We start from the raw sequence: 25,200 nt of genomic DNA on the forward strand, positions 1-25,200 counted from the left end.
TCTTATGATTTTAATATCCGATGATTTAATAGCCGTTGATACGGTCTACAACCCCGGTGACCGCCTCACCGCGTTGCAGCGCACGGATTTTTTCGCTGATTTGTTGAATCGTGTCTAGTTCCACCGATGCTGCTGCGAAATGCGGCGTAATGGTAATGCGCGGTTCCTGCCAGTAAGGATGCTCGGACGGTAATGGTTCTTGCTGAAATACATCCAGTGTTGCACCGGCGATATGACCGGTTTTGACCAGCGCCAGCAAATCGTCTTCCACCAGATGACCGCCACGGGCAACGTTAATCACATACGCACCTCTGGAACCCCCGGTGTGTTCAGTGCCACTCTGTAATTTTTGCAGATTTTCACGATTGATGATGCCGGTGGTTTCTGGCGTCAGCGGCAGGATGCAGACCAACACCCGCGAGGCCCGCAAAAACGCATCAAGACCGTCTTCGCCCGCATAACAACGCATGCCGGGCAAGTCTTTCTGAGTGCGACTCCAACCATTCAACGGAAACTCAAAATGCCTGACCGCGTCGGCAATCCGTACACCCAACACGCCAAGACCCAAAATACCGACGCTAAAATCCTGCTTGTTATTGCGCGACAAGCGTCGCCATTCACCCTGACTGGCCTGTTGCTGATAAAGCGCAAAGCGGCGGTAGTAGCCAAGCAAAGCGTGCGTCACATACTCAGCCATCTGAATCGCCATACCGGCATCGTCAACCCGAATCAGCGGCACACCGTCAGGAAACGCATTCCCTAGTTGGAAAATGGCATCGACACCCGCACCAAGATTAAAAATGCCTTTCAAATCGTGTCGGCCACGCAGCATGGCCGCCGGTGGTGCGAACACCAGCGCATAATCTGCATGGTCCGTATCGCCCTCGGACCATAACCGACATTCAGCTTCAGGCATCGCTTTGGCGACCATTTCCAGCCAGTCGTCCAGCCCGCTCCCAGGCGGCGCATAGTATATTATTTTCATTGAACTCCTTCTGGCAGCGCTTTTTTTAATTTCTGACTAGCCTTCGGTCAAGCATCGAAACCAAGTGCGGAATCAGGTCCGCTATCAGGTTTGTTACACCCACCGCTTTGCCACAAAACCGCATTATCAAACTATTGCGTTACATCAAGTTTAAACGCTAGCAATTGCGCCGCTTCGGCCACCTGATCGCCAACCGCATACAGCAACTCTTCCACCAGACCATCGGCTGGCGCGGCAATCGTGTGCTCCATTTTCATCGCTTCCATAATCAGCAATGGCGCACCCTTTTTAACCTGATCGCCCTGCGCGACCAATACGGCAACGATTTTCCCTGGCATGGGCGCAGTCAGGCGACCACCTTCGGTTTCGACTTCACCGGCGTGCGCCAATGGATCGACATAGTCCAGCGTATACTGGTGGCCGCCGGTAAATACCTGAAAGTGGGTACCATCAGAAACCACCGTACCCCGCACCTCGCGATCACCAAGACTGATGACGTAATCACAATCACTCTGCTGCAACAATGCCATCCGCGTGAAGTGTTGACCATGTTGCAACAACCAACTGCCGGATTGATACAGCACAGCGATCGGGCTTGCCTTGCCATTGTCGACAAAGGTCAGCTGGCGTTGCAAGTTACTGTTCAGACGCCAGCCATTGGTATCGGTCCAGGGATTAACATGCGTGTCGGTTGCGCGACGTTCAGCCGCCAATAATGCGGCGGTTGCCAGCGCAAGCACTGCCACTTCAACCGGCTGAGCGATTGGAAACAGCGCGTCCTGATTCCGTTCAATCAACCCTGTATCCAGATCAGCGGTGGAAAAAGGCTGACTGGCAATCAGGCGCTGCAAGAAACTGATATTGCTGGCCAGACCCACAATTTGATACTGCGCTAAAGCATTAGACATACTCGCCAAAGCCTGTTGCCGATCCGGTGCCCAGACAATCAATTTGGCGATCATCGGATCATAAAACGGCGAGATGGCATCACCCGCACGCACCCCTGAATCAATCCGTACAATCGCGTCGGGTGTTGCCGCAGCGGTCACTTCAAATTCGCGTGCGGCTGGCGTACGCAAATGGCGCAGCGTGCCGATTGACGGCAAAAATCCCTTGTCCGGATTTTCAGCATAAATCCGCGCTTCAATCGCATGACCGCGTATTGTTAGTTGCGCTTGCTTAAGTGGCAGCGGCTCGCCAGAAGCAACTCGCAATTGCCACTCAACCAGATCAAGCCCAGTGATCATTTCGGTCACCGGATGTTCGACTTGCAGGCGGGTATTCATTTCCATGAAATAAAACGCGCCGCCTTCGCCATTTTCGTAGTCAGCAATAAATTCCACCGTACCCGCGCCGACATAGCCAACTGCCTTAGCTGCCGCGACCGCCGCATCGCCCATGGCTTTGCGCCGCTCTTCAGTCATTCCTGGCGCTGGCGCCTCTTCCAGTACTTTTTGATGACGCCGTTGCACTGAGCAATCACGTTCAAACAAGTAAACGCAATCACCCTGACTGTCGGCAAAGACCTGAATTTCTATGTGTCGCGGACGGGTCAAATACTTCTCGACCAATACTTTATCATCACCAAAACTGCTGATCGCCTCGCGCTTGCAGGATGCCAATGCAGCCTTGAAATCTGCGCTATTCTCGACGATTCGCATGCCCTTACCGCCGCCGCCAGCGCTTGCCTTCAGCAATACCGGATAGCCGATTTTGTCGGCCTGTTGCTGCAACAGATCGGCATCCTGATCATCGCCGTGATAACCGGGAACCAGCGGCACGTCGGCTTTCGCCATTAATGACTTGGCGGCAGATTTTGATCCCATCGCCTTGATCGCACTAGCCGGCGGTCCGATGAATATCAGACCAGCGTCTGCGCACGCCTGCGCAAATTGCGCGTTCTCTGACAAAAAACCGTAACCCGGATGGATCGCCTGCGCGCCCGTCGCCAGCGCGACGGCAATAATTTTATCCCCGCGCAGATAGCTTTCCTTGGCCGCTGCCGGCCCGATGCAGACTGCCTCGTCGCAGACTGCCACATGCTTGGCACCGGCATCGGCTTCCGAGTAAACCGCCACCGTTTTGACGCCCATACGGCGGGCCGTGGCGGCGACACGACAGGCGATTTCACCGCGATTGGCGATCAAAATTTTTGTAAACATGTCTGCTCCAGTTGGTTTTTTGTTCTGCTGAAAAACAATTCAATCAAATCGCTGCCCATCGCTACTTCTACTAAAAGTTTGTAGGACTAACGCAATCGTCAGTCCTACAGAATCTCACTTGTGGTAACAGACGTTTGAAGATGATTTTTCGCCGTTTCTATTTTTTCTTTCGGTCAGCTAACGAACTGCTTTATTGCGCTTCGCTTTGCGTCACTTCACAGCGTGCATCAATGGCAGTCGACCGCGTGTGCATACCCAATTTAGCCAACAATGCGCGATCTTCTTCAACTTCCGGGTTGCCGGTTGTCAGCAATTTATCGCCGTAGAAAATCGAGTTCGCACCCGCCAGGAAACACAGCGACTGAATCGCCTCACCCATCTGGCGGCGACCGGCCGATAAACGCACCCGCGCTGTTGGCATCGTGATACGTGCCACTGCAATGGTCCGAACAAATTCGAGCAGATCCAGCGCCTCAATACCATACAAAGGCGTGCCTTCGACCTGCACCAGATTGTTCACAGGAACCGATTCTGGATAAGGTGTCATGTTGGCGAGTTGCGCCACCAGACCGGCCCGCTGCAAGCGCGATTCGCCCATGCCGACAATCCCGCCACAACACACTTTGATACCGACGCCACGCACGCTGTCGATCGTGTCCAGACGGTTTTGATAATCGCGGGTGGTGATAATGTCACCATACAATTCGGGGGCGGTATCGAGGTTGTGGTTGTAGTAATCCAGACCGGCTTGCTTCAACCGCTCGGCCTGACCTTCGCCCAACATACCCAGCGTGGCGCAGGTTTCAAGGCCGAGAGCTTTCACGCCGCGCACCATATCTTCTACGTGTTCCAGATCACGATCTTTTGGCTCGCGCCATGCCGCGCCCATGCAAAAACGCGTTGCACCGTTAGCCTTGGCTTGACGGGCAGCATCCAGCACCGTCTCAAGAGGCAAGATTTTTTGGGCAACAACGCCGGTATCGTAGCGCGCAGCTTGCGGGCAATAGCCGCAATCTTCCGGGCAACCGCCGGTCTTGATCGACAAGAGTGTCGCTAACTCGACTTCGCTTGGATCAAAATTTTCGCGATGTACTTGTTGCGCGCGGAACATCAAATCGTTGAACGGCAAATTGAATATTTCCAGCACTTCTTCCACGCGCCATGCGGCATCGACTGCCGGAGCCACGATTTTTTGGGCGATACCAGGCTGAAAGTTAATCGGTTGTGAAGTGCTGGCGTTCGGTTGCGAAGACATGATCAGATTTCCTTAGAAGGGAGGGAATTTGTTAAAAGAGGTGTTCCGGCAGGCCAGCCCGGCAAATGTGAGAATTCAAGATAACTGGCGGCAGCGGCGATTAATTCCGCGGCAGGCAAAGACAGTCGCGGTACACGGCCCAACAAAGGCGCATCAATGCGCGCCACCAGCGCCTCCATCGTCGCGTCAGCGTTGAGCATGTCGGGATCGACAGTATTGATAACCCAGCCTGCCAATAGCAAGCCGCGCGCGGCAATCGCTTCGACCGTTAGCAGCGCGTGGCTAATGCAGCCAAGCCGCAAACCAACAACCAGCACAACCGGCAAACCCAACTGTTCTGCCAAATCGGCGGTATCAGTGGTGGCGTTCAATGGCACGCGAAAGCCACCAACGCCTTCGACTACCACTGCGTCAGCCAAGGTCGCTATCTGTTGATAGCACGCCAAAATATGCGGCAATGCAATGATGCGGTCTTCCTGCGCGGCGGCGATATGCGGCGCGGTCGGCGCCTTAAATAAATACGGCGTTGCCAAATGTGTTGGTAGCGCGACGCTGGCTTGCGCTGCTAAAGCATCGGCGTCGTCGTTGTGCCAGATTCCGTCGCGCAACTCTGCACCAGCGGCGACCGGCTTCATCCCGGCGGTACGAATGCCGGTTTTAGTCAGCGCATGCAACAAACTGGCAGCGACGAGCGTTTTACCGATTTCGGTATCCGTGCCAGCGACAAAATAGGCGCATTGCGGCTTGTTTTCCATTGGCATCAACGCATTCAACGGTATCGTTTGATTAGTCATCAAGACCTCTCGCCAATGACGCTGTTGAATACAGAAGCTGTGCGTGCTGCCAGCAAGTCGCACTCTTCCTCATCGAGGATGTATGGAGGCATCAGATAGACCGTGTTGCCAATGGGTCGTAATAGCAATTCGCTTTCCAACGCTTTGCTGAAAAATCGACGCGAAAAAGTTGACGCTGCTGCCGGATCGGCAATTTTTGCATCAAACGCCCAGATCATCCCGCGCTGGCGGAAATGCTGCACGCTCGGATGATCGGCCATTGGTTGCAATGCGGCGGTTATGCGCTGTGCCTTCACGCGATTAGCGTTCAGTACATCATCTTGCTCAAAAATTTCAAGCGTCGCCAACGCCGCACGACAGGCTAATGGATTGCCGGTGTAAGAATGCGAATGCAAAAAACCACGGGTGACGTCGGCATCGTAGAAACTTTGATAAATGGCATCGGTCGTCATCACCAGCGACAATGGCAAATAGCCACCGCTGATCCCTTTCGACAGGCAAACGAAATCCGGCCAGACCGGCTGCGGCGCTGAGGCTTCAGAACCCTTTGCCGTAGCTTGCTCAGACGCAAAGAATGTTCCAGTCCGACCGCAGCCCACGGCAATTTCATCAAAGATCAAATGCACCTGATAACGGTCGCATAAGGCGCGTACTTCGGCCAAATAGACGGGATCGTGCATTGCCATGCCGGTCGCACACTGCACCAATGGCTCGATAATTAGCGCCGCGATGTGCGTGCCACGTTGTTGCAATAACAATTCCAGAGAATGCGCAGCACGACGCGCAACATCGGCAGCGGTTTCTCCTTCATGCGCGCCGCGTGCATCGGGCGACATCACAACGTGCGCCTGACGTAATAGCGGTCCATACGCATCGCGGAACAAAGCCACGTCTGTCACCGCCAGCGCACCGATGGTTTCGCCGTGATAACTGCCTTTGAGACAAACGAATTCTTGCTTGGCGCTATGACCGGCGTTACGCCAGGAATGAAAACTCATCTTCAGTGCTATTTCCACCGCCGAAGCACCATCCGACGCGTAAAAGCAATGCCCCAACACATTCCCCGTGCGCTCTGCCAGTTTCTCTGACAACCGAATCACCGGCTCGTGCGTAAAACCCGCCAACATCGCGTGTTCAAGCTTATCCAGCTGGTCTTTCAACGCGGCATTAATACGCGGATTGGCATGACCGAATAGATTCACCCACCATGAACTAATGGCGTCCAGATAACGCTTGCCATCGGCGTCGTATAGCCACGCACCGCGACCATGGCTGACCGGAATCAGCGGCACCGTTTCGTGGTGTTGCATTTGCGTGCATGGATGCCAGACGCTTTTCAGACTGCGATTCACCCAGTCAGATTGTGTGTTTTGTTTCAACTATGCTTCCTTCATACTGTCGATATCGGCTGGCGCGTTTTCCTCGCTGACGGTATCTTTTGCGGTCCATGTCTCTGCGGCAGCAAGCTTTTTAGCAGCCACATGCAACGCAGCAATCAATTGATCCACTTGTTCTATTGTATGCGCCGCTGAGAGCGAAATACGTAATCGCGCCGTCCCTTTAGGCACGGTCGGTGGGCGAATCGCTGGCACCCAGATATTCTGTTCATACAATGCTGCCATCACATCCAGCGCGAGCTGATTATCACCGACAACCAATGCCTGAATCGCACTGTCAGACGGGAGTAGCGACCATGGTAAATCAGCAACACCATCACGTAACTGTTTTGCTAATTGCCGCAAATGCTGTTGTCGCCAATCTTCGGTTTCCAACAAGTTGAGCGTCGCTAATAGTGCGCACGCTAACATCGGTGGACTGGCCGTAGTGAACACGTAAGTCCGTGCGCGCTGCAATAACCATTCGATCAACGTTGCATCGCCAGCCACAAACGCGCCCGAAACACCAGCCGCTTTCCCCAACGTGCCCATATACAGTACGCGCGGTGACGCCAATCCAAAATGGGCCAGACTGCCACGGCCTTGCGGTCCCAGCACGCCAAAACCGTGCGCATCGTCGACCAACAACCACGCATCGTATTTTTCGCACAGTGCCAACAGCGCAGGCAAGGGCGCAATATCGCCATCCATACTAAACACGCCATCAGTCACTATCAGCTTGCGTGCGCTAGTGCTTTTGGCGAGTTGCTGCTCCACCCGCGCCACGTCGTTATGCGGATAGACGCGGAATTCTGCACCGGAAAGACGTGCGCCATCGATCAGGCAAGCGTGGTTTAACCGGTCGGAAAGTACCAGATCGCCGGGGCCGACCAACGCCGGAATAATCCCCATATTTGCCATGTAGCCATTTGAGAAATGCAATGCGCGGGGCATGCCAACAAACGCTGCCAGTGCGACTTCCAATTCTTCGCACACACTACTATGACCGCTGATCAGCGCCGACGATGCCGCGCCGACGCCGAATCGCGCCAAGCCATCGTGGGCAGCAGCGATCAACGCAGGATGATTGGCTAAACCAAGATAATCGTTGTTGCTGAAAGCCAGTATTTGCTTGCCATCAATTGTCAGCAGCGGACCTTGTGGACCATCCACGATGCGTCGTTTGCGTAGCAGCTTCTGGTCTTGCAATTGCATCAACTGAGCGCTTATTTCATCCATCAAATCGGGCTTGAAACCGGGAAACGCGTCAACAGGCAAATTAAGGTCAGCATTAGACATGCGCGGCATCCTCGATTGGAGAGGCCGCCAGCGTCGACACGTACTTTAATGGCAACGCGTTGAGGCTTCGATAAACTGCGTTATGTCCCCACGATTGGGTCTTGCCAACTAGTTGCAAGCCCGGCAACCGCTGCATAACGCTGCGCAAGGCAATTTCTGCTTCCATATACGTCAAAGTCGCGCCGATACAAACATGCGGGCCGAAGCCGAACGATAAATGCGCGCCCTGATTACGGGTGATGTCGAGCGTATCGGGGGCGGTGAATTTGGCGGGATCGCGGTTAGCCGAACCGATCAATGGGATGACCAGATCGCCTTTTTTCATGCGCTGACCATGCAATTCAACGTCAACTTTCAAACGACGGCCAGTGTATTGCACCGGACTGTCGAATCGGAGCAATTCCTTCAACGCCGATGGCAATAATGCTGGATCGTCCCGTAACATCTGCCATTGGTCAGGGTGTTGCAGAAGCGCCAACATCCCGTTGCCGAGCAGATTGCGGGTCGTTTCGTGACCGGCAAATAACAACGTGCAACACTGCGCCAGCAATTCTTTGGTAGTAATAATGCCGCCGTTCGCTTCGGCCAGCATCAATTGGCTGATCAAGTCATCGCCGGGATGCAAACGCCGCTGCGGCAGGATTGCGCGAAAATACGCGTTCATCGCGACCAGACTGGTTTGCGCACGTCGGGCAATCTCGATAGTCGGGGTCGGGCTGCCGATAAAATCAGCAATATCATCCGACCAGGCCACGAATTCCGCCCGATCATCGCCATCAATACCCAACATCGCCGCAATCACCAAGGCTGGCAACGGCCGCGCAACATCCCGCATGAAATCAAAACTGGCGGGGGTCGCAGATGTCGTTGCCATCACAGAATCCAGCAAGCCATCAATCAGACTTTGAATCCGCGGCGCTAGCGCCTGCAAAGCCGCTGGTTTAAAGCCAACGTTCATGACTTGACGCAGCCGTGTGTGTTGCGGCGGATCGACAAACAACAACGACCGCGAAAAAATACGTTTAAATTCACGCAATTCGGTCAGCGCTTCCGGGCCGCTAGTATTCGCCCAGCCACCCGCACGCCGCACCGAAAAACGTGGATCGCGCAGAACGCTGGCGACATCGCTATATTCCGTCACAAGCCATGCACCACCACAGAACTCTTCATTCCAGTGCAGCGGCCCGGCCTGACGCAGTGCCTGATAAGTTGGGTAAGGATTGTTTAAAAAATCATTGTTTATCATGTGTTAACTTTTAAAACTGACGAGCTTGCGCTCACCATACTGCAAGAGACTGCAGGGGAACCGGAATTGTATAGGTATCGCCGCAACAGCATCACTTCAACCTGTGGATTAGCGCTGCATTCATCCCATATGGGGATGGTTTTTATGTATGACTTTTCAATAATATTGTCGGTTAATTATCATTGCAACCATGATGGTTTGCGCTTTTCCAGAAAAGCACGAACGCCTTCACGGCCTTGATCGGAAGCACGGCTTTGGGCAATTCCCTCGACTGTTGCGGCAATCAGTGCAGCGCTTAAAGGTTGACCGGCAACATCCCGCACCAAGCGCTTGGCATTTGTCACGGCAGCCGGACTGGCGGCAAGCAATGATTTCAATAGCACGTTAACCGTGTCAACTAATGTTTCAAGTCCGACCACTTCGTGGACCAACCCGATTCGCAGGGCGGTTGCTGCCGAAAAGCGTTCAGCGGTAATGAAGTAGCGGCGCGCCGCCGACTCGCCGATTGCCTTAATAACATAGGGGGAAATAGTCGCGGGAATCAAGCCGATCCGGACTTCCGACAAACAGAAATGGGCTGCCTCAACCGCCACCACGATATCGCACGCGGCAACCAAACCCAGGCCGCCTGCGTAACAATCGCCTTGTACGCGAGCGATCACCGGTTTTGGACAATCGTAAATCACCTGCAACATGGCCGCCAATTGTCCTGCGTCGGCGCGATTCTGTTCCGGCGTGTAATCTGCCATCTCTTTCATCCAGTTCAGATCAGCACCGGCACAAAACGCGACACCATTCGCAGCCAACACAATCGCCCGAACCTGTGGCATTGCGCCCAGTTCCGTGAAGGCGCGCGTGATTTCGGCAATCGTGTCCTGATTAAAGGCGTTACGGACATCGGGCCGATTTAAGGTAATGGTGGCGACTTGTGCATGGTCGCTGTTGCCAGCTTTACATTCAACTAACAGGGTTTTATACGTCATTATGTTCTTTCCGATTGCATGTTCGCGTGCGTTTTTTACTTTTTGGGGTGCATAAATAGCGCTGCATAATAAATTTATGCAGCAAATTTACATGCGGAAAACGCCAAATTTAGTCTCCGCAATCGGTGCATTCAACGCCGCACTCAAACCAAGACCTAACACCATGCGCGTATCCGCAGGATCGATGACACCGTCATCCCATAAGCGTGCCGAGGCGTAATACGGATGTCCCTGATGTTCGTACTGATCGCGAATCGGTGCTTTGAAGGCGGCTTCTTCTTCTTCAGTCCAAATACCGCCTTTGCCCTCGATACCATCGCGCTTGACGGTTGCTAATACGCCCGCAGCCTGATCGCCACCCATGACCGAAATCCGCGCATTTGGCCACATCCACAAGAATCGTGGTGAGAAGGCCCGCCCGCACATGCCGTAATTACCGGCACCAAAACTGCCGCCAATAATCACCGTCAACTTCGGCACAGCCGTCGTCGCCACCGCGGTCACCATCTTGGCACCGTTACGCGCAATGCCTTCGTTTTCGTACTTGCGACCAACCATGAAGCCGGTGATATTTTGCAAAAAAACCAGCGGGATTTTACGCTGTGAACATAGCTCAATAAAATGCGTGCCTTTTAACGCCGCTTCTGAAAACAAGATGCCGTTATTGGCGATAATGCCAACCGGCATGCCATAAATATGGGCAAAGCCGCAAATTAGCGTAGTGCCATAACGTGCCTTGAATTCATCAAAATCGCTGCCATCCACCACCCGCGCTATGACCTCGCGCACATCGAATGGCTTGCGCGTATCAAGCGGGATGACGCCGTATAACTCGTGGGCCGGATATTTCGGCTCAATCACTGGGCGCAATACCGGCCCTTCGGGCTTTTTGCGGTTCAGGTTTGACACTATCGTGCGGGCCAGTGCCAGCGCGTGCAAATCATTCTGTGCCAGATGATCAGCGACGCCGGATAAACGCGTGTGTACATCGCCGCCGCCCAAGTCTTCGGCGCTGACGACTTCGCCAGTCGCTGCTTTGACTAACGGCGGACCCGCCAAAAAGATGGTTCCCTGATTTTTGACGATGATCGATTCATCGCTCATGGCGGGAACGTACGCACCGCCGGCGGTACAAGATCCCATGACGACCGCGATTTGCGGAATGCCTTTAGCGGACAAATGCGCCTGATTATAAAAAATTCGCCCGAAATGATCCCGATCAGGAAACACGTCATCCTGATTTGGCAAATTGGCACCGCCGCTATCGACCAGATATATACACGGCAAATTATTTTGTTCGGCGATTTCTTGTGCGCGCAGATGTTTTTTGACCGTCAGCGGATAGTAAGTACCGCCTTTGACCGTTGCATCGTTACAGACAATCACGCATTCTTGCCCGGCCACGCGGCCGATGCCGGTGATGACACCCGCAGCTGGCGCAGCATCGCTGCCGTCTTTATCGATATAAACGTGATAGGCCGCCAGTTGCGAAAATTCCATAAATGGTGTGCCCGGATCGAGCAGCATTTGTACACGGTCACGCGGCAAAAGTTTGCCACGCGCCACGTGCTTGTCACGCGCCGCATCACCGCCGCCTTCTGAAATTTGCGCGACCTTTTGTCGCAAATCGTCGACCAGCAAATTGAGTGCGCTAGCATTCTGCTGAAAATCTTCGCTTCGGGTATTCAGTTTGCTTTCTAACTGGGGCATCTCAATATCCTTAAACTTTTTAACTTACTATTACCGTCTTTTATCGTCAGATGCGCCGTGGCTGCCCGTGGCTCTCTAACGCAATTGCATGCGTTGACGCTCGATTAACTTCAGGCCGTTTTAACTTCGCTAATGTTAAGCGCTTCTTTCATCGCTTCGCGGATTTTGAATTTTTGAATTTTCCCCGTCACGGTCATTGGGAACGCATCGACAAAACGGATATAACGCGGCACTTTGTAATAGGCAATCTGACCGTTACAAAATGCACGCAATCCTTCTTCGTCGACGCTTTGACCCGGCCGCAGAATGACCCACGCGCATAGTTCTTCACCATATTTGGCATCCGGCACGCCGACGACCTGTACATCTTGCACGGCTGGATGGCGATACAGAAATTCTTCAATCTCGCGTGGATAAATATTTTCTCCGCCGCGTATCACCATGTCTTTGATTCGGCCAACGATATTGACGTAGCCTTCGCTGTCCATCGTCGCCAGATCGCCGGTGTGCATCCAGCCTTCGGCGTCGATTGCCTCCTGCGTTTTTGGCAGATCGTCCCAATAACCTTGCATCACGACATAGCCGCGTGTGCACAGTTCGCCGGTGACACCAATTGGTACTATTTCACCCGATTCTGGATCGACCATTTTGACTTCAAGATGTGGATGCACCTGACCAACAGTCGACACGCGTTTCACCACCGGCGAATCGGTGAGGCTTTGGCAACTTACAGGGCTGGTTTCGGTCATGCCGTAAGCAATCGTCACCTCCTCCATGTGCATGTCACGCACTACCCGCTTCATGACTTCAGTTGGGCAGGGCGAACCGGCCATGATCCCGGTGCGTAATGTGGACAGATCGAATTCCGCAAAACGTGGGTGGTCGAGTTCAGCAATAAACATCGTTGGCACGCCATGTAAGCCAGTGCAGCGCTCATCCTGCACCGCCTGCAATACCGATAACGCATCAAATCCGTCATTCGGATAGACGATGGTTGCGCCGTGAGTCAGACAGGCCAGATTGCCTAGCACCATGCCAAAACAGTGATACAGCGGGACCGGAATACATAAGCGATCCTGCGCCGTGAGCCGCATGGCTTCGCCAATAAAGAAACCGTTGTTCAAAATATTGCGATGTGTCAGCGTCGCCCCTTTAGGAAAACCGGTCGTGCCGCTGGTGAACTGAATGTTAATCGCATCGGTGGCTTGCAATGTCGCACCAATCAGGGCGACTTGTGGATCGTCGCTATCACCGCGGGCGATCAGATCAGAAAACCGTAACATGCCCGGTAATATATCGGTGCCAAGATGCACCACCGTTTTTAAAGTCGGAATGCGCGCCGCCTGCAATTCACCAGGAACGCAACCGGCCAACTCGGGCGCCAACGTGCGCAACATCTCAAGATAATCACTGGTTTTGAAGCTGGTCATTGTGACGATGACTTTGCAACCAACTTTGTTGAGCGCGTATTCCAGTTCGCTCACACGATAGGCAGGATTGATATTGACCAGAATAATACCGACACGGGCTGTCGCCAATTGCATCAGTAACCACTCGCTATTATTGTGCGACCAGATCCCTACACGTTCGCCGCGCTCAACGCCACACCGCAGTAAAGCGCTTGCCAAACGACGTGATTCCGTCTGCAACTGGCGGTACGTCATGCGAATGTTTTGATGGCAAGCGACTAACGCATCGTTGTCGGGAACATTTTCCACCATCCCATCAAAGAAAACGGCAAGGGTATCTTCGATCAACGGGATATCCTGACTGCCACGCGCGATACTCATGCCGTTGATTGGCGTACTGATTAGATCGGTCATCGCATTAGTGGTGGAAATGGTCGTTGGCAAATCGGCTAAAGAATCGTTTTTCGCTTGCATGATTGTTTGTCTCCTATCCTTGTCCATTGATTTTTGGCCACCGTCATTCTGGTCGTACAGCGGTCCAAACGGCATCCAGCGGTCACTCAAGAAATTTATATTATTTTTTCTGGAAAATATCCGTCTACATAAAACCAGCGGTACGCACTTTCATTCAGCTGGGCTTTGGTCTCAGTTTCGGCCAGTTCTCTTACAAATTGACTTACTTCGTGAAGGCGTTGGGCGCGCCCGCCGACTTTATAACGGGCAACAAATTCCACCGTCGCATGATTGCCGTCAGTCTCATGCTGTCGAATCTCTAAACCAAGCCACTTCAACCCATCGTCAGCGCTGACGATGTTTTCCGCCGCAGGTCGCGTGCTACGGTGCCAGGTCGCTGATAAATAGACATCATCACGCAGCGTGTAGGCGGTATACCGAGAGCGCATCAATTCCTGTGCAGTTTGCGGCACAGACGGATAGAGTCCAACTTGTGGGGCGAGAAAACGACCGCAACATGTCGAGAACTGACCGCCGCCACATGGACACAGTGCTGCATTATGTGATTTGTTCATACTGGCTTGTTCATCGTACTTTTCAATTTTTCGATGTTGCCGCGTTTAGACTTTGCCAGACTTCAACATTGCTTCAATCTGATCAAAGCGGTCAAAACCCCAAAACGATTCGCCATCGACGATCACAAACGGAGAGCCAAATACACCACGCGCCATGGCTAGGTCAATCTCGGCTTTTAACTGGTTTTTGATCGACAACGTATTCACGCCTTCAGCCATGCCTTCTGTATCGAAGCCATTTTTACGCGCTATATCAAGGACATTAAGCGGCTCAGCAATATTGATGCCGTGCACAAACATGCCTTGATAAATCAATTTGGCAAATTTGATCGACTGATCAGCACCATGTTTGCTCTGCATCCACAACATCGCACGCGCCGCAACTTGGGTAGGAAGCGGAAAAGCCGGAGGCCGATGATAGGGAATGCCATGAAAGAGCGCGCTCCGCTCGAAATCGTGGAACGAATATTTTCCTTTCATCGGCAACTCTGTCAGCGGTGCCGAACCGGTGGTCTTGAAGACAGCGCCGAGCAAAATCGGATGCCACTCGACATCGCGCCCATATTTTCCCGCCAGTTCGTCAATGCGTTCGGCTGCAAAATAGCCGTAAGGAGACGAAAAATCAAAATAAAAATCGATTGCAGCACTCATGTAAAACCTTTTTCGAATTCACTCTGGCGACCGAATCCCGGTCGATAGTGTTGTTTTCAGTGTCACCCGGCTTTGCTCAAACAAACATACCAGGGAAATCAGCGAAAAAATGACTTTGCATCGTTGCCTGTTTCAGGACTTTTGCAGGACGTCCCGGCGACTGACTTATCCGCCGGGATAGCTTTGCATCCGTCTTTTGTCTACACGGTCACCAGCGTAGACAAACCGTCATTACAGCATCTCAATCGCCAGCGCCGTACCTTCGCCACCCCCGATACATAACGAGGCCACGCCGCGCTTGCCGCCAGTCGCTTTCAAAGCGCCAAGCAGCGTCACGATAATGCGCGCACCGGATGCACCGATAGGATGGCCCAATGCACATGCGCCGCCATGCACGTTGACCTTGTCATGCGGAATATTGTGTTCTTTCATCGCTGCCATTGGCACTACGGCGAATGCTTCGTTGATTTCAAACAGATCAACGTCAGCGCTGGTCCAACCGATTTTCTTGTACAGCTTATCGATTGCACCAACCGGCGCAGTGGTGAACCAATCTGGCTCTTGCGAGTGGCTGGCATGACCGACGATTCTAGCGATTGGTGTGCAGCCAAGTTTCTTCGCAGTGGACTCAAGCATCAATACCAGAGCAGCAGCACCGTCATTGATCGACGATGATGATGCGGCGGTAATCGTGCCGTCTTTTTTGAATGCTGGACGTAGCGATGGAATTTTTTCCACCTTCGCTTTAGTCGGGCCTTCGTCTTTATCGATAACCACCTCGCCCGCACGGCTAGTGACCGTTACCGGTGCGATTTCCCACTTAAACAGGCCATCGGCAGCAGCAGCTTGTGCACGCTTGACTGAGCTGATTGCAAAGTGATCTTGCTCTTCACGCGTGAATTTGTATTTTGCTGCACACTCTTCACCGAAAGTGCCCATCGAACGACCGCCGCCGTTTTCAGTTCTGGAATAGGCATCTTCCAGACCATCCAGCATCATATGATCCAAAATCGCGCCGTGACCGATACGATAACCGCCACGTGCCTTCGGCACTAAATACGGTGCGTTAGTCATCGACTCCATCCCGCCAGCGACAACAACTTCATGCGTGCCGGCCAACAATGCGTCATGTGCAAACATGGTTGCCTGCATGGCAGATCCACACACTTTGGAAATCGTCGAGGCGTTAGTCGACATTGGCAATCCGGCCTTGATTGTCGCCTGACGCGCCGGTGCCTGACCCTGACCAGCTTGCAATACGTTACCGAACACCACACTATCAATTTGTTCAGGCTTTAGCCCGGCGCGCTCGACTGCCGCTTTGATCGCGACTGCACCCAGATCAGTAGCGGTTAGTGAGGAAAAATCACCTTGAAATGCACCCATCGGGGTACGTGCCGCACCGACAATAACAATTGAGTCACTCATGTTTTTTCTCCAGTTAAAGACGGTCTATGCCGTCAGATTAGTCACAATTTGAAACGTATTTCTTGACACTTTTTTTAGCACAGCAAAGCGTCATGACCAATTTTGCGAAAATCACGCTACTCTGCACAATCTTGCGTGACCGGCGTCAGCATGGCTACTGATTTCGCATTTCTAAAACGACATTCTTGTGGGTAAGGAAAAACATCGTCGAAATGGCCATCCAGTATGTGCTGTTTGCGTTGCTGCCAGTACTGTTGCGTCAATAAATCTGCATGATGTTTCAAAAAATATTTTCTTACGTTGGTGTTGCCCAAAAGAAAAACACCGAATTGTTCAGGAAACACGTCATTTTTTGCGACCGAATACCACGGTTCGGCAGACATTTCCTCCTCTTCATTGCGTGGCTCTGGAATCTTCCGGAAGTTGCAATCTGTAATGTATTCAATCTCATCATAGTCATAAAAAACGACCCGATTGTGACGTGTCACACCGAAATTTTTGTACAGCATATCGCCGGGGAAAATATTCACGGCCACCAATTCTTTGATTGCATTGCCATACTCGACGATGCCATGCTCCATCGCCGTTTGATCACCGTTCGCCTGGGCGCTGTTCAGATAGATATTCAAAGGCACCATGCGGCGCTCGATATACAGATGCTTGATAATGATTTCGTCGCCATCTTCTTCAACCACGGAAGGCGCTACAGCTTTCAATTCTGCCAATAATTCATCGGCAAAACGTGCGCGCGGAAAGGCAACGCTTGAGTATTCTAATGTGTCGGCCATGCGGCCCACACGATCATGATTTTTAACCAGTAAATATTTTTCTTTGACCAGCGCATTGGTCGTCTCTTTGGGCGCTGGGAAATAATCCTTGATCACCTTGAATACATAGGGAAACGATGGCAGCGCAAACACCACCATGACTAACCCGCGTATCCCGGGTGCAATTTCAAAATTATCCGAGGAGTGCCTTAAATGACGCAAAAAATCCCGATAAAATAAGGCCTTGCCGAGTTTTTGCAGACCAAGAATCGTATAAATTTCACTACGTGGTTTTTCTGGCATCAGGGTCCGTAAAAACTGCACATAGGCAGAAGGAACCTCCATATCCACCATGAAATACGCACGCGTAAACGAAAACAAAATCGCCAGTATTTTGCGTTCAAACAACACAGCATCCAATACCAGTTCACCTTTGCGATTATGCAAAATCGGAATCACGAACGGATACTCATTGCTACCGTTGATGATTTTGCCGACCATGTAAGCGCCTTTGTTGCGGTAAAAAAGCGTCGATAGCACGTGAATCTGGTGATTGAGTTCGAGCGCGTCTGCGCTAAACGTTTGCTGGATGCGCTCTTCTGCCAGCGTGACATCGCGATCAAGATCAGCGAAAGGTGTTTGCAACTGAAAATTAGTAATGATGCGCTTCAGGGTGGCGTGCATCCCGTCTAGCATTGGGTAATACACGCGGAAGGTCGGTGTCGTCTCGTCGGTGTCCAGATATTCAGTCGATACTGCTGGCCGTACAAAAATGAAGTCATTATGGAAATAGATTCGGTGCAAAATTTTGCAACATACCGAATTGAAAAACGTCTCTGCAAGCTCCGGTTGCTTGTGATCAATCAGCAAGCCAATGTAATGCAGCTTCACCTCGCGCCAGACCTCGTCGGTGAGATCGACATCGGCATATTCATCTTCCAGCATCTGCACACATTCGTCCACGCGCGTGTCATAAAAGGCGATCCGTTCACGGGCCTCGATCTGAGCGGTTTTCCAGTCGGCACATTCAAAATGCCGCTTCGCCGCATGGGTTGCCTCGCGAAACAGGCGGTAATGCTTGTCGAAGCCGTCCAGTATTGTCCGCGCAGTATCAAAGGCGATCTGCGAGGACAACAATTTTGGAAAGGCTGGCGACATGGTCATAACGAAAAATGGTTCTTCCAGTTGGCAAGCGTTTCCAGACTGACGCCAATACCGCCGCAGACGACAATCAAGGGCCGTTCGAATTTATCCAGTTCAGGTAGGCGTTGATAGGCGACTGCCAAGGCTGCGCCGCATGCCGGCTCGACCAGCGTTCGCATATCATTTGCAAACGAAAGACAGGCAGCAACCGCCTGCGCATCGCTGATCTTGACGCTCAGCACCGTATGTTGACGCGTCCAGTTAAATGCGGCTGCCGCCACGCGGGTCGCATTCAATGACGTGGCAATCGACGTCACCGCCGCTAACGACACCAACTCGCCCGCCGCCACAGCAGCATGTAAGGAGGCCGCGCCATCGGTTTCGACCGCGATCAATGGCACCTCTTTCAAACCGTTGCGATGCATGCCTTCCAGTATCCCGGACATCAATCCACCGCCGCCAACGGCACAAATAACCACATCAAAATCGAATCCCATCGCTTTAGCTTGCGCTACGGCTTCGTCGATCAGGGTGGCGTTGCCGTCCCAAATATCAGGATGGTCAAAAGGTGGAATGTAGATCACACCCGCTTGTTCACATAATGTGAGCGCGGCCTGATTCGCCTCATGCCATGCGCTGCCGTGCACAATCACTTCTGCACCGATGTCACGAATGCGCGCAATCACCGCAGCGGAAGTGGTTTCCGGCACGACGACCGTGGTTCTGACACCTAATGCAGCACCGGCGAAAGCTGCCGCGAAACCGGCGTTACCGCCGGACGGACAGACTAATCGGGTCGCACCACTCGTCACCGCACGCTGGCAAAGCAAACCAATCCCGCGCAACTTGAATGAGCCAGAGGGTTGCGTGTTTTCCATTTTCAACCAAACTTTTTTGCCGAGAGCGACAGAAAGTTGTGGATGTGCCAATAAAGCCGTTTGAATATGCAAAGAAGTCATCTATGCGTAAGTCCTAATAATGAAAGTGTACTTGCCTGCATAAAGTGTACCGCCTGAAGCGAATTAACAAAACTGCGCGTTGCCTGCTACCTGGCCAATGGCTAGTTAGCATTAACTTATGGCAGACGCAGGACAAACATTAAGCCGTTTCAGAAAATAATTCGCGTCCGATGAGCATACGACGAATTTCGCTGGTTCCTGCACCGATTTCATACAATTTCGCGTCGCGCCATAGGCGACCAACCGGGTATTCGTTGATATAACCGTTGCCGCCCAGCGCCTGAATTGCTTCGCCCGCCATCCAGGTAGCTTTTTCGGCAGAATATAAAATCGCGCCCGCAGCATCTTTACGTAAAGCACGTGCAGCTTCCGGTGTTTTGGCACGGTCGCAAGCCTGACCAACGGCATACACATAGGCTTTGCAGGCCATCATGGTGGAATACATGTCAGCAAGTTTGCCTTGCATCAATTGAAATTCGCCAATGGCCTGGCCGAACTGCTTGCGGTCATGTACATACGGAACGACGACGTCCATACAGGCTTGCATGATGCCAAGTGGGCCGCCTGACAAAACTGTCCGTTCAAAATCGAGTCCAGACATCAACACGTTCACACCTTTGCCGACGCTACCGAGGACATTTTCAACAGGGACTTCACAATCCTGAAAGACCAGTTCGCCGGTATGCGATCCGCGCATACCCAACTTGTCGAGCTTTTGCGCGACGCTAAAACCTTTAAAAGCCTTTTCAACCAAAAACGCCGTCATGCCGCGAGCGCCTGCCGTCAGATCAGTCTTGGCATAGACCACCAACACATCTGCATCAGGACCGTTGGTGATCCACATCTTGGTGCCATTCAGCACCCAGCGGTCACCTTTTAAGTCCGCCCGCAACTTCATGCTAACCACGTCAGAGCCAGCATTTGGCTCCGACATGGCGAGCGCGCCGACGTGATCCCCAGAGATCAATTTAGGCAAATATTTGGCTTTTTGCTCTGCATTGCCGTTACGACTAATCTGATTGACGCATAAATTGGAATGCGCGCCGTAAGAAAGTCCGACCGAAGCCGATGCGCGAGAAATTTCTTCCAATGCAATGATATGCGCCAGATAGCCCAGTCCGATGCCGCCGTAGGCTTCATCAGCAGTAATCCCGAGAAGGCCTAAATCACCCATTTTTTTCCATAAATCCATCGGAAATTGGTCAGTACGATCGATTTCTGCCGCACGTGGGGCAATTTCTGCCGCCGCAAACTGTTGAATCGTTTCACGCAAAGCGGCGATATCTTCGCCATGATCAAAATTTAGTCCGTTCAGATGCACCATATGTTTACTCCATTTGTTGTTAGGGGGCGGGCTCGAATAGCGATTTCCTATTTCCATTACCATCGTTTAAATATTCAGATCACGCGGACTACCTGCAGCATTTACGGCGCTGTTCCAAGTATTAAATTACTTTGTCCGGGTCGGCTTTCTGTTGCTTAAATTGATTGGTTTTCAGTAATCTCACGCATTCGAGTTCGTGCACTAAAATCTCGGCTAACGTGATTTCGATATCTTCGCGTTGCTGTTCCAATAACTGCTTGTGATGCGCCAGAACCGCCTGAAAACGTTCAAGCTGTGCCACGGAATCCTTAGGCGAGTCGTACATGTCGACCAGGCTTTTGATTTCCAGCAGCGTCAAACCAAGGCGCTTACCACGCAATGTCAACTTCAACCGCGTACGCTCGCGCCCGGCGTAAACACGATTTCGCCCACCCGCGCCTTCGCGCGCAGGGCTCAGCAGGCCTTGGTCTTCATAAAACCGAATAGCCCGCGGCGTGATGTCAAATTCATGTGCAAGTTCGGTAATGGTGTAGGTCGGCATAATGGGCGGCAATACTTTCAAAGCTCTTCTAAAAACCGTAGCACGGAGCCTGCCGCTCAATCCCAAGTTGGATTAAACAGCGGGCTGAAGATCGGGTTGACAATTCGATCCATACAACAGTACGTCGCACTTCGGAAATCTGATTGTTCGGTCAATACCTATTAAAGTAGCTTAAAGGTTTGTCGGTAACACAAGGGATGCAAACCATATTTAATGTGGTTTAGGTTACGTACGCTACGTTATCCGCAGTTAACGTTAACGTCAATCAAATTCTTCTTTGAATAATTGAAACAACAATTTCTCTTGGGAATGAAACCTGTGACATTCCGCAATATTGGTATTCAAGACCATCAAAGAGAAGATGCGCATCCTTCCCAAGCCATATTAAATGCGCGATTGCATCCGGCAACCGCATAAAGCGCGACAAGCGCATGCGCGTGCGTACGGCGACAAAAGTCAATTAACACCGACCAAAACCCAGACACGTCCTATTGTCTGCGGCTTGATTCGCTAATAGCATAAAACATGATCAAACCTGCGACGACGATAGTTAGAGCGGCTGGTTTAGGCCTTGAGTTAGAACACCTGCTCACGCTGCGCTCTTTCAAGCGCGTAGCTAGGTGAAGACGTGTGGTTATTACCAAATTTTAAAACACCTATTACAAATAAATTATGAACAGTATTCCAGGTTTTAATGCATCGTCCATCACGCCCAACAGCATGAGCAAATCATCATTGGTGGCGTCGAAAAAAAACAGTATCGAAAAATCGATTAAGGATGTGATAGACCATGTCAGCAGTCAAACCGGCATCGTCACCGCGCATTTAGCGCCGTTGCAAAAGCTGGCCCAAGACTACAACTGCATCATAGGTTTCCGTCCGGTAGATCCGTTAGCGACCGAGTTAATTGAAAATGGGCACCCGACCAAACGTTTTTGTGACAAAGGAAAAAGTGCTTCGTGGGGACCGCAGGCAGGGATGATTTGCGTGAATCAGCGTTACAGCAAATTGGAAAATGCGTCTGAGGAGAAGATTGCGAAATTTAATAAGTACGCACAATCCAGTATCCAAAATGGCGATGTCATAGCCATACCGCTATCAATATCGCCAAAACGCTTAAATAGCTTATTAAAACTAGGCGTCATTACCAATTTATCGCTTGAGAACGCCCAAGGAATAGTGACGTTCAGCGCGAAAGCCCCCAGCAATCACGTTTTTCAATGTGAAGCTTCACGCCAGATACAGAATGATCAGGATAGGTATGTCATCACTTTTCAAGGAGCCCCGATTGAAGTATTAGCGCCAAAAATTGATCAGCAATCTCCAATGGAAGCTAGGGCATTGACAGCAGATTACGATCTATTTTTGATCGGGCCGCATCTTGGCGATGTTGGAGCGCAAGATAATCTACCTGTGCCTGATATTGCACCAATCGTGTTGCGAAACAAGGTCGATGCTTATCAACGGATGCACAGCAAAGAAATGGTGGGTCCTTATAACTTGAATGCGGAGTTGGTCGAAGCTTATGGCTCTGAAAATAAATTTTCTGAAAAAGAAGATAAAAATATCGGTAACGCAACACAACGAATACGCGACATGATCCCCGTCATTAATCACGCCTTGGTCGGTGATGGCGAGAAAGTGGTGCACCACAGTGCCGATTCTGGCAGCCCTGCTACGGATCCTTCGTCGAATTATCCTGCGACTTTTTTTCTACCTATAAAAATCGGTCCATTCGAGGTGATGAGCATCATTAATAATAGTCAAGAGCTAGCGACATTAGTACAAGAGGCAAAGGACGGTGGCTATCACATGCCGCTTAATCCATTATGGGAAAAAGAGGTTAGCGAGGTCCGGCGCAGCAGTTACCAAGAGGCACTTACAACACTTGACACATGATAAAAAATTAGGTCACACAAGTTCTTTCCAAATTTTGGACCAAATTACGACCGTCGAATTACGCTGATATTGACCATTCAAATTAACCGCGTCTATGCAGCAGTCACAATGACCTTCTAAAGCCGACTCAATGCACCAGATTCCTGTCCCGCAGCAGCTGAATAAACTGGTCGGCGGCAGGGGAAAGCGTGCCTCCCTTTCTAGTGACAATGCCGAAAGTCTGGTATTTTGATTGCAGCTTCAATGGCAAAATACGTACCATCTTATGCGCCACAAATAACTTCGCAACGTCCGTCGGCAGTAAGGCGACCAGGTCTGTACTTCGCTGCAGAATAGTCACTGTCACGAAGGTGGATGCGGTCGCAATCTGATTCGACGGCATGCTAATGCCAGCCTGATCCATTTCTCTTTGCAGCAGCGAATGCAGCGGCATATGACCGGGATAAACCAGCCATCGATGATCCTTTAAGTCCTTCAGTGTCAACTCTCCCTCAAACGGTGGGTGCGCATAGCCGACCACCACTGAAATCGACTCATCGCCCAGTGGTTGATAGTGATATTTAGAGGGTTGATCGCTGACACTGGCGCGACCTATCACCAGATCAAGGCGACCGTCGTCGAGCAGCGAAAGCATGCGTAGGCTTGTATCCTCCACAACTTCGATGGAGAGATTGGGCTGTCTGGTATGCAGCCAGTTGAGAATTGGCACCAACACTTCCGGCACGGCCCCCATGATCGTACCGACTGCAAGCCGCCCACCTCGACCGGATCTTATTTCGGCGATATCGTGGCACAACGACGTCAGGTCGGTCGCCATTAGCCGTGCGTATCGAATGATGCAATGCCCGAACTGATTGGGAATCATGCCGGTCTTGGATCGTTCGAACAGCGGTGCTTCAAACATCGATTCGAGCTCGTGAAGCACCTTGCTCGCCGCCGACTGTGTCATCGACAGAACGCCTGCTGCCTTATGAAGAGACTTATGGTCGTCCAGCGCAATCAACAGGTGAAGTTGCTTCATGCGCAACCGGGACATCAGCACATCAATGGTATTTTTCATGTGAGTCGTAAAAGTAATCACGAGATGGAAACAATTCAATATACATCAAGCATGACGTCCCCTATAGTCGCTGCACAAACAAAAAATACAAAACGGCTGCTGGAGACAAAAATGAGACTGATCCAATTTCTGGACAATGAAGGACATCGTCGCGTGGGCGTCGTTAATACCGGCTCCGACCTTGTACATATTGTCAACAACGTTCGCGCGACCCGTCAGCTTGCTCTGGATGCCATTTCCGACGGCGTCAGCCTTGAATCAAAAATTGCTGCACTTGGCCACACGCCGGGAGACTCTTATAAAGCCATTCTCGCGGAATCCCGTATTCTAGTCCCTCTCGATCATGACGAAGATCCCGCGCATTGCCTGATCAGCGGCACTGGGCTGACCCATCTGGGCAGCGCTTCACTGCGCGACGCCATGCACCACGATCAGGTGCCGCATGAAGCAATGACTGACTCGATGCGGGTTTTTCGATGGGGCCTGGAAGGCGGGCGACCGCGCTCGGGAACGCCCGGTGTGCAGCCGGAATGGTTCTACAAGGGCGACGGCGGCATACTCGTTCATCCTGGCCGCGCCATCCCGGTTCCCGCGTTCGCGGAAGACGCAGGCGAAGAGCCCGAACTGACAGGCCTGTATGTCATTGGTCCCGACTGCAAGCCTTATCGGCTTGGTTTCGCGATTGGTAACGAGTTTTCCGATCACATCATGGAGCGGCGCAATTACCTTTACCTCGCACATTCAAAATTACGCTACTGCTCGTTTGGCCCCGAACTCAATATTGGTACTTTACCGAGCGATCTTTCCGGCGTCAGCCGCATACATCGCGATGGCAAATTGTTGTGGGAAAAGCAGTTTCTAACGGGTGAGAAAAATATGACTCACACCATAGAAAACCTTGAATATCACCATTTCAAATACGCGCAATTCTTGCGGCCGGGCGATGTCCACGTCCACTTCTTCGGTTCTGCCACCATTTCTTTCGCAGATGGCATAGCAACGCGGGAGGGCGACACCTTTGAAATCAGCTTGCCCGCGTTCGGCGCGCCGTTGTGCAACTCCTTCGAGCGCAGCAGTGGACATGTCAGTGCAGGCGGCGTGCTTCAACTTTGACCTATCAACTTTAACTTCGAAGCTCTCATTTCACAGCTCTCATAAAAAAAGGTGCTGCCTATCCAGCC

The 25,200-nt window shown here is 51.8% G+C and carries 20 protein-coding genes; 2 read left to right on the plus strand and 18 right to left on the minus strand.

Features of this window, described 5'->3' with window-relative positions; all coding sequences use genetic code 11:
• Window positions 1-25 precede the first annotated feature (25 nt).
• The 17 genes from RGU75_RS06900 to RGU75_RS06980 all read right to left on the minus strand — a co-directional run bounded on the left by RGU75_RS06900 (window position 26) and on the right by RGU75_RS06980 (window position 21,060).
• Window positions 26-985, minus strand: a complete 960-nt coding sequence (locus RGU75_RS06900; protein WP_322234285.1) for a glyoxylate/hydroxypyruvate reductase A — start codon at window positions 983-985, stop codon at window positions 26-28.
• A 131-nt stretch (window positions 986-1,116) separates the two neighbouring features.
• Window positions 1,117-3,147 carry an acetyl/propionyl/methylcrotonyl-CoA carboxylase subunit alpha gene (locus RGU75_RS06905; RefSeq protein WP_322234287.1) on the minus strand — a complete coding sequence of 677 codons (2,031 nt, stop codon included), beginning with the start codon at window positions 3,145-3,147 and terminating at the stop codon, window positions 1,117-1,119.
• 190 nt (window positions 3,148-3,337) lie between these two features.
• Complete coding sequence (gene bioB, locus RGU75_RS06910) at window positions 3,338-4,402, minus strand: biotin synthase BioB (protein ID WP_322234288.1); 1,065 nt, start codon at window positions 4,400-4,402, stop codon at window positions 3,338-3,340.
• Between the two features lie 2 nt (window positions 4,403-4,404).
• Entirely contained in the window at window positions 4,405-5,196 is a 792-nt protein-coding gene (gene bioD / locus RGU75_RS06915) for a dethiobiotin synthase (protein WP_322234289.1), read from the minus strand.
• Entirely contained in the window at window positions 5,196-6,575 is a 1,380-nt protein-coding gene (gene bioA, locus RGU75_RS06920; protein ID WP_322234291.1) for an adenosylmethionine--8-amino-7-oxononanoate transaminase, read from the minus strand. The genes bioD and bioA overlap by 1 nt, the downstream gene beginning before the upstream one ends.
• Window positions 6,576-7,811, minus strand: coding sequence for an 8-amino-7-oxononanoate synthase (gene bioF, locus RGU75_RS06925; protein ID WP_322240306.1), 1,236 nt, complete (start codon window positions 7,809-7,811; stop codon window positions 6,576-6,578).
• Between the two features lie 52 nt (window positions 7,812-7,863).
• Window positions 7,864-9,117, minus strand: a complete 1,254-nt coding sequence (locus RGU75_RS06930) for a cytochrome P450 (RefSeq protein ID WP_322234294.1) — start codon at window positions 9,115-9,117, stop codon at window positions 7,864-7,866.
• A gap of 179 nt (window positions 9,118-9,296) precedes the next feature.
• On the minus strand, window positions 9,297-10,100 hold the full coding sequence (locus RGU75_RS06935) for an enoyl-CoA hydratase/isomerase family protein (RefSeq protein ID WP_322234296.1): 804 nt from the start codon (window positions 10,098-10,100) through the stop codon (window positions 9,297-9,299).
• A gap of 87 nt (window positions 10,101-10,187) precedes the next feature.
• The gene (locus RGU75_RS06940; RefSeq protein ID WP_322234299.1) at window positions 10,188-11,810 is read right to left on the minus strand and encodes a carboxyl transferase domain-containing protein; all 1,623 of its coding nucleotides are present in this window, start codon (window positions 11,808-11,810) and stop codon (window positions 10,188-10,190) included.
• A gap of 110 nt (window positions 11,811-11,920) precedes the next feature.
• Window positions 11,921-13,633 (minus strand): AMP-binding protein, encoded by a 1,713-nt coding sequence (locus RGU75_RS06945; RefSeq protein WP_322240307.1) that lies wholly within the window; start codon window positions 13,631-13,633, stop codon window positions 11,921-11,923.
• Window positions 13,634-13,788: 155 nt separating this feature from the next.
• Window positions 13,789-14,247 carry a YchJ family protein gene (locus RGU75_RS06950; protein WP_322234302.1) on the minus strand — a complete coding sequence of 153 codons (459 nt, stop codon included), beginning with the start codon at window positions 14,245-14,247 and terminating at the stop codon, window positions 13,789-13,791.
• Window positions 14,248-14,292: 45 nt separating this feature from the next.
• Entirely contained in the window at window positions 14,293-14,898 is a 606-nt protein-coding gene (locus tag RGU75_RS06955) for a 2-hydroxychromene-2-carboxylate isomerase (protein WP_322234305.1), read from the minus strand.
• A 231-nt stretch (window positions 14,899-15,129) separates the two neighbouring features.
• Window positions 15,130-16,326 (minus strand): acetyl-CoA C-acetyltransferase, encoded by a 1,197-nt coding sequence (locus tag RGU75_RS06960; RefSeq protein WP_322234307.1) that lies wholly within the window; start codon window positions 16,324-16,326, stop codon window positions 15,130-15,132.
• A 116-nt stretch (window positions 16,327-16,442) separates the two neighbouring features.
• Window positions 16,443-18,251, minus strand: coding sequence for a bifunctional isocitrate dehydrogenase kinase/phosphatase (gene aceK, locus RGU75_RS06965; RefSeq protein WP_416186852.1), 1,809 nt, complete (start codon window positions 18,249-18,251; stop codon window positions 16,443-16,445).
• Window positions 18,252-18,253: 2 nt separating this feature from the next.
• Complete coding sequence (locus RGU75_RS06970; RefSeq protein WP_322234312.1) at window positions 18,254-19,195, minus strand: pyridoxal-phosphate dependent enzyme; 942 nt, start codon at window positions 19,193-19,195, stop codon at window positions 18,254-18,256.
• A 139-nt stretch (window positions 19,196-19,334) separates the two neighbouring features.
• Window positions 19,335-20,519 carry an isovaleryl-CoA dehydrogenase gene (locus RGU75_RS06975; RefSeq protein WP_322234314.1) on the minus strand — a complete coding sequence of 395 codons (1,185 nt, stop codon included), beginning with the start codon at window positions 20,517-20,519 and terminating at the stop codon, window positions 19,335-19,337.
• Window positions 20,520-20,640: 121 nt separating this feature from the next.
• Complete coding sequence (locus tag RGU75_RS06980) at window positions 20,641-21,060, minus strand: MerR family DNA-binding transcriptional regulator (protein ID WP_322240309.1); 420 nt, start codon at window positions 21,058-21,060, stop codon at window positions 20,641-20,643.
• Between the two features lie 672 nt (window positions 21,061-21,732).
• Here RGU75_RS06980 and RGU75_RS06985 point away from each other — a divergent pair.
• A complete protein-coding gene (locus tag RGU75_RS06985; protein ID WP_322234317.1) occupies window positions 21,733-22,959 on the plus strand; it encodes an anthrax toxin-like adenylyl cyclase domain-containing protein in 1,227 nt (408 codons plus the stop codon).
• 127 nt (window positions 22,960-23,086) lie between these two features.
• Here RGU75_RS06985 and RGU75_RS06990 read toward each other — a convergent pair whose 3' ends face one another.
• Window positions 23,087-24,019, minus strand: a complete 933-nt coding sequence (locus RGU75_RS06990; protein ID WP_322234320.1) for a LysR family transcriptional regulator — start codon at window positions 24,017-24,019, stop codon at window positions 23,087-23,089.
• A 111-nt stretch (window positions 24,020-24,130) separates the two neighbouring features.
• On the opposite strand from RGU75_RS06990, the gene araD1 reads away from it, so the two are divergent.
• On the plus strand, window positions 24,131-25,132 hold the full coding sequence (gene araD1 / locus RGU75_RS06995; RefSeq protein WP_322234323.1) for an AraD1 family protein: 1,002 nt from the start codon (window positions 24,131-24,133) through the stop codon (window positions 25,130-25,132).
• Window positions 25,133-25,200: the final 68 nt, after the last annotated feature.

It is taken from the genome of Glaciimonas sp. CA11.2 (assembly GCF_034314045.1).
GTDB lineage: Bacteria > Pseudomonadota > Gammaproteobacteria > Burkholderiales > Burkholderiaceae_D > Glaciimonas.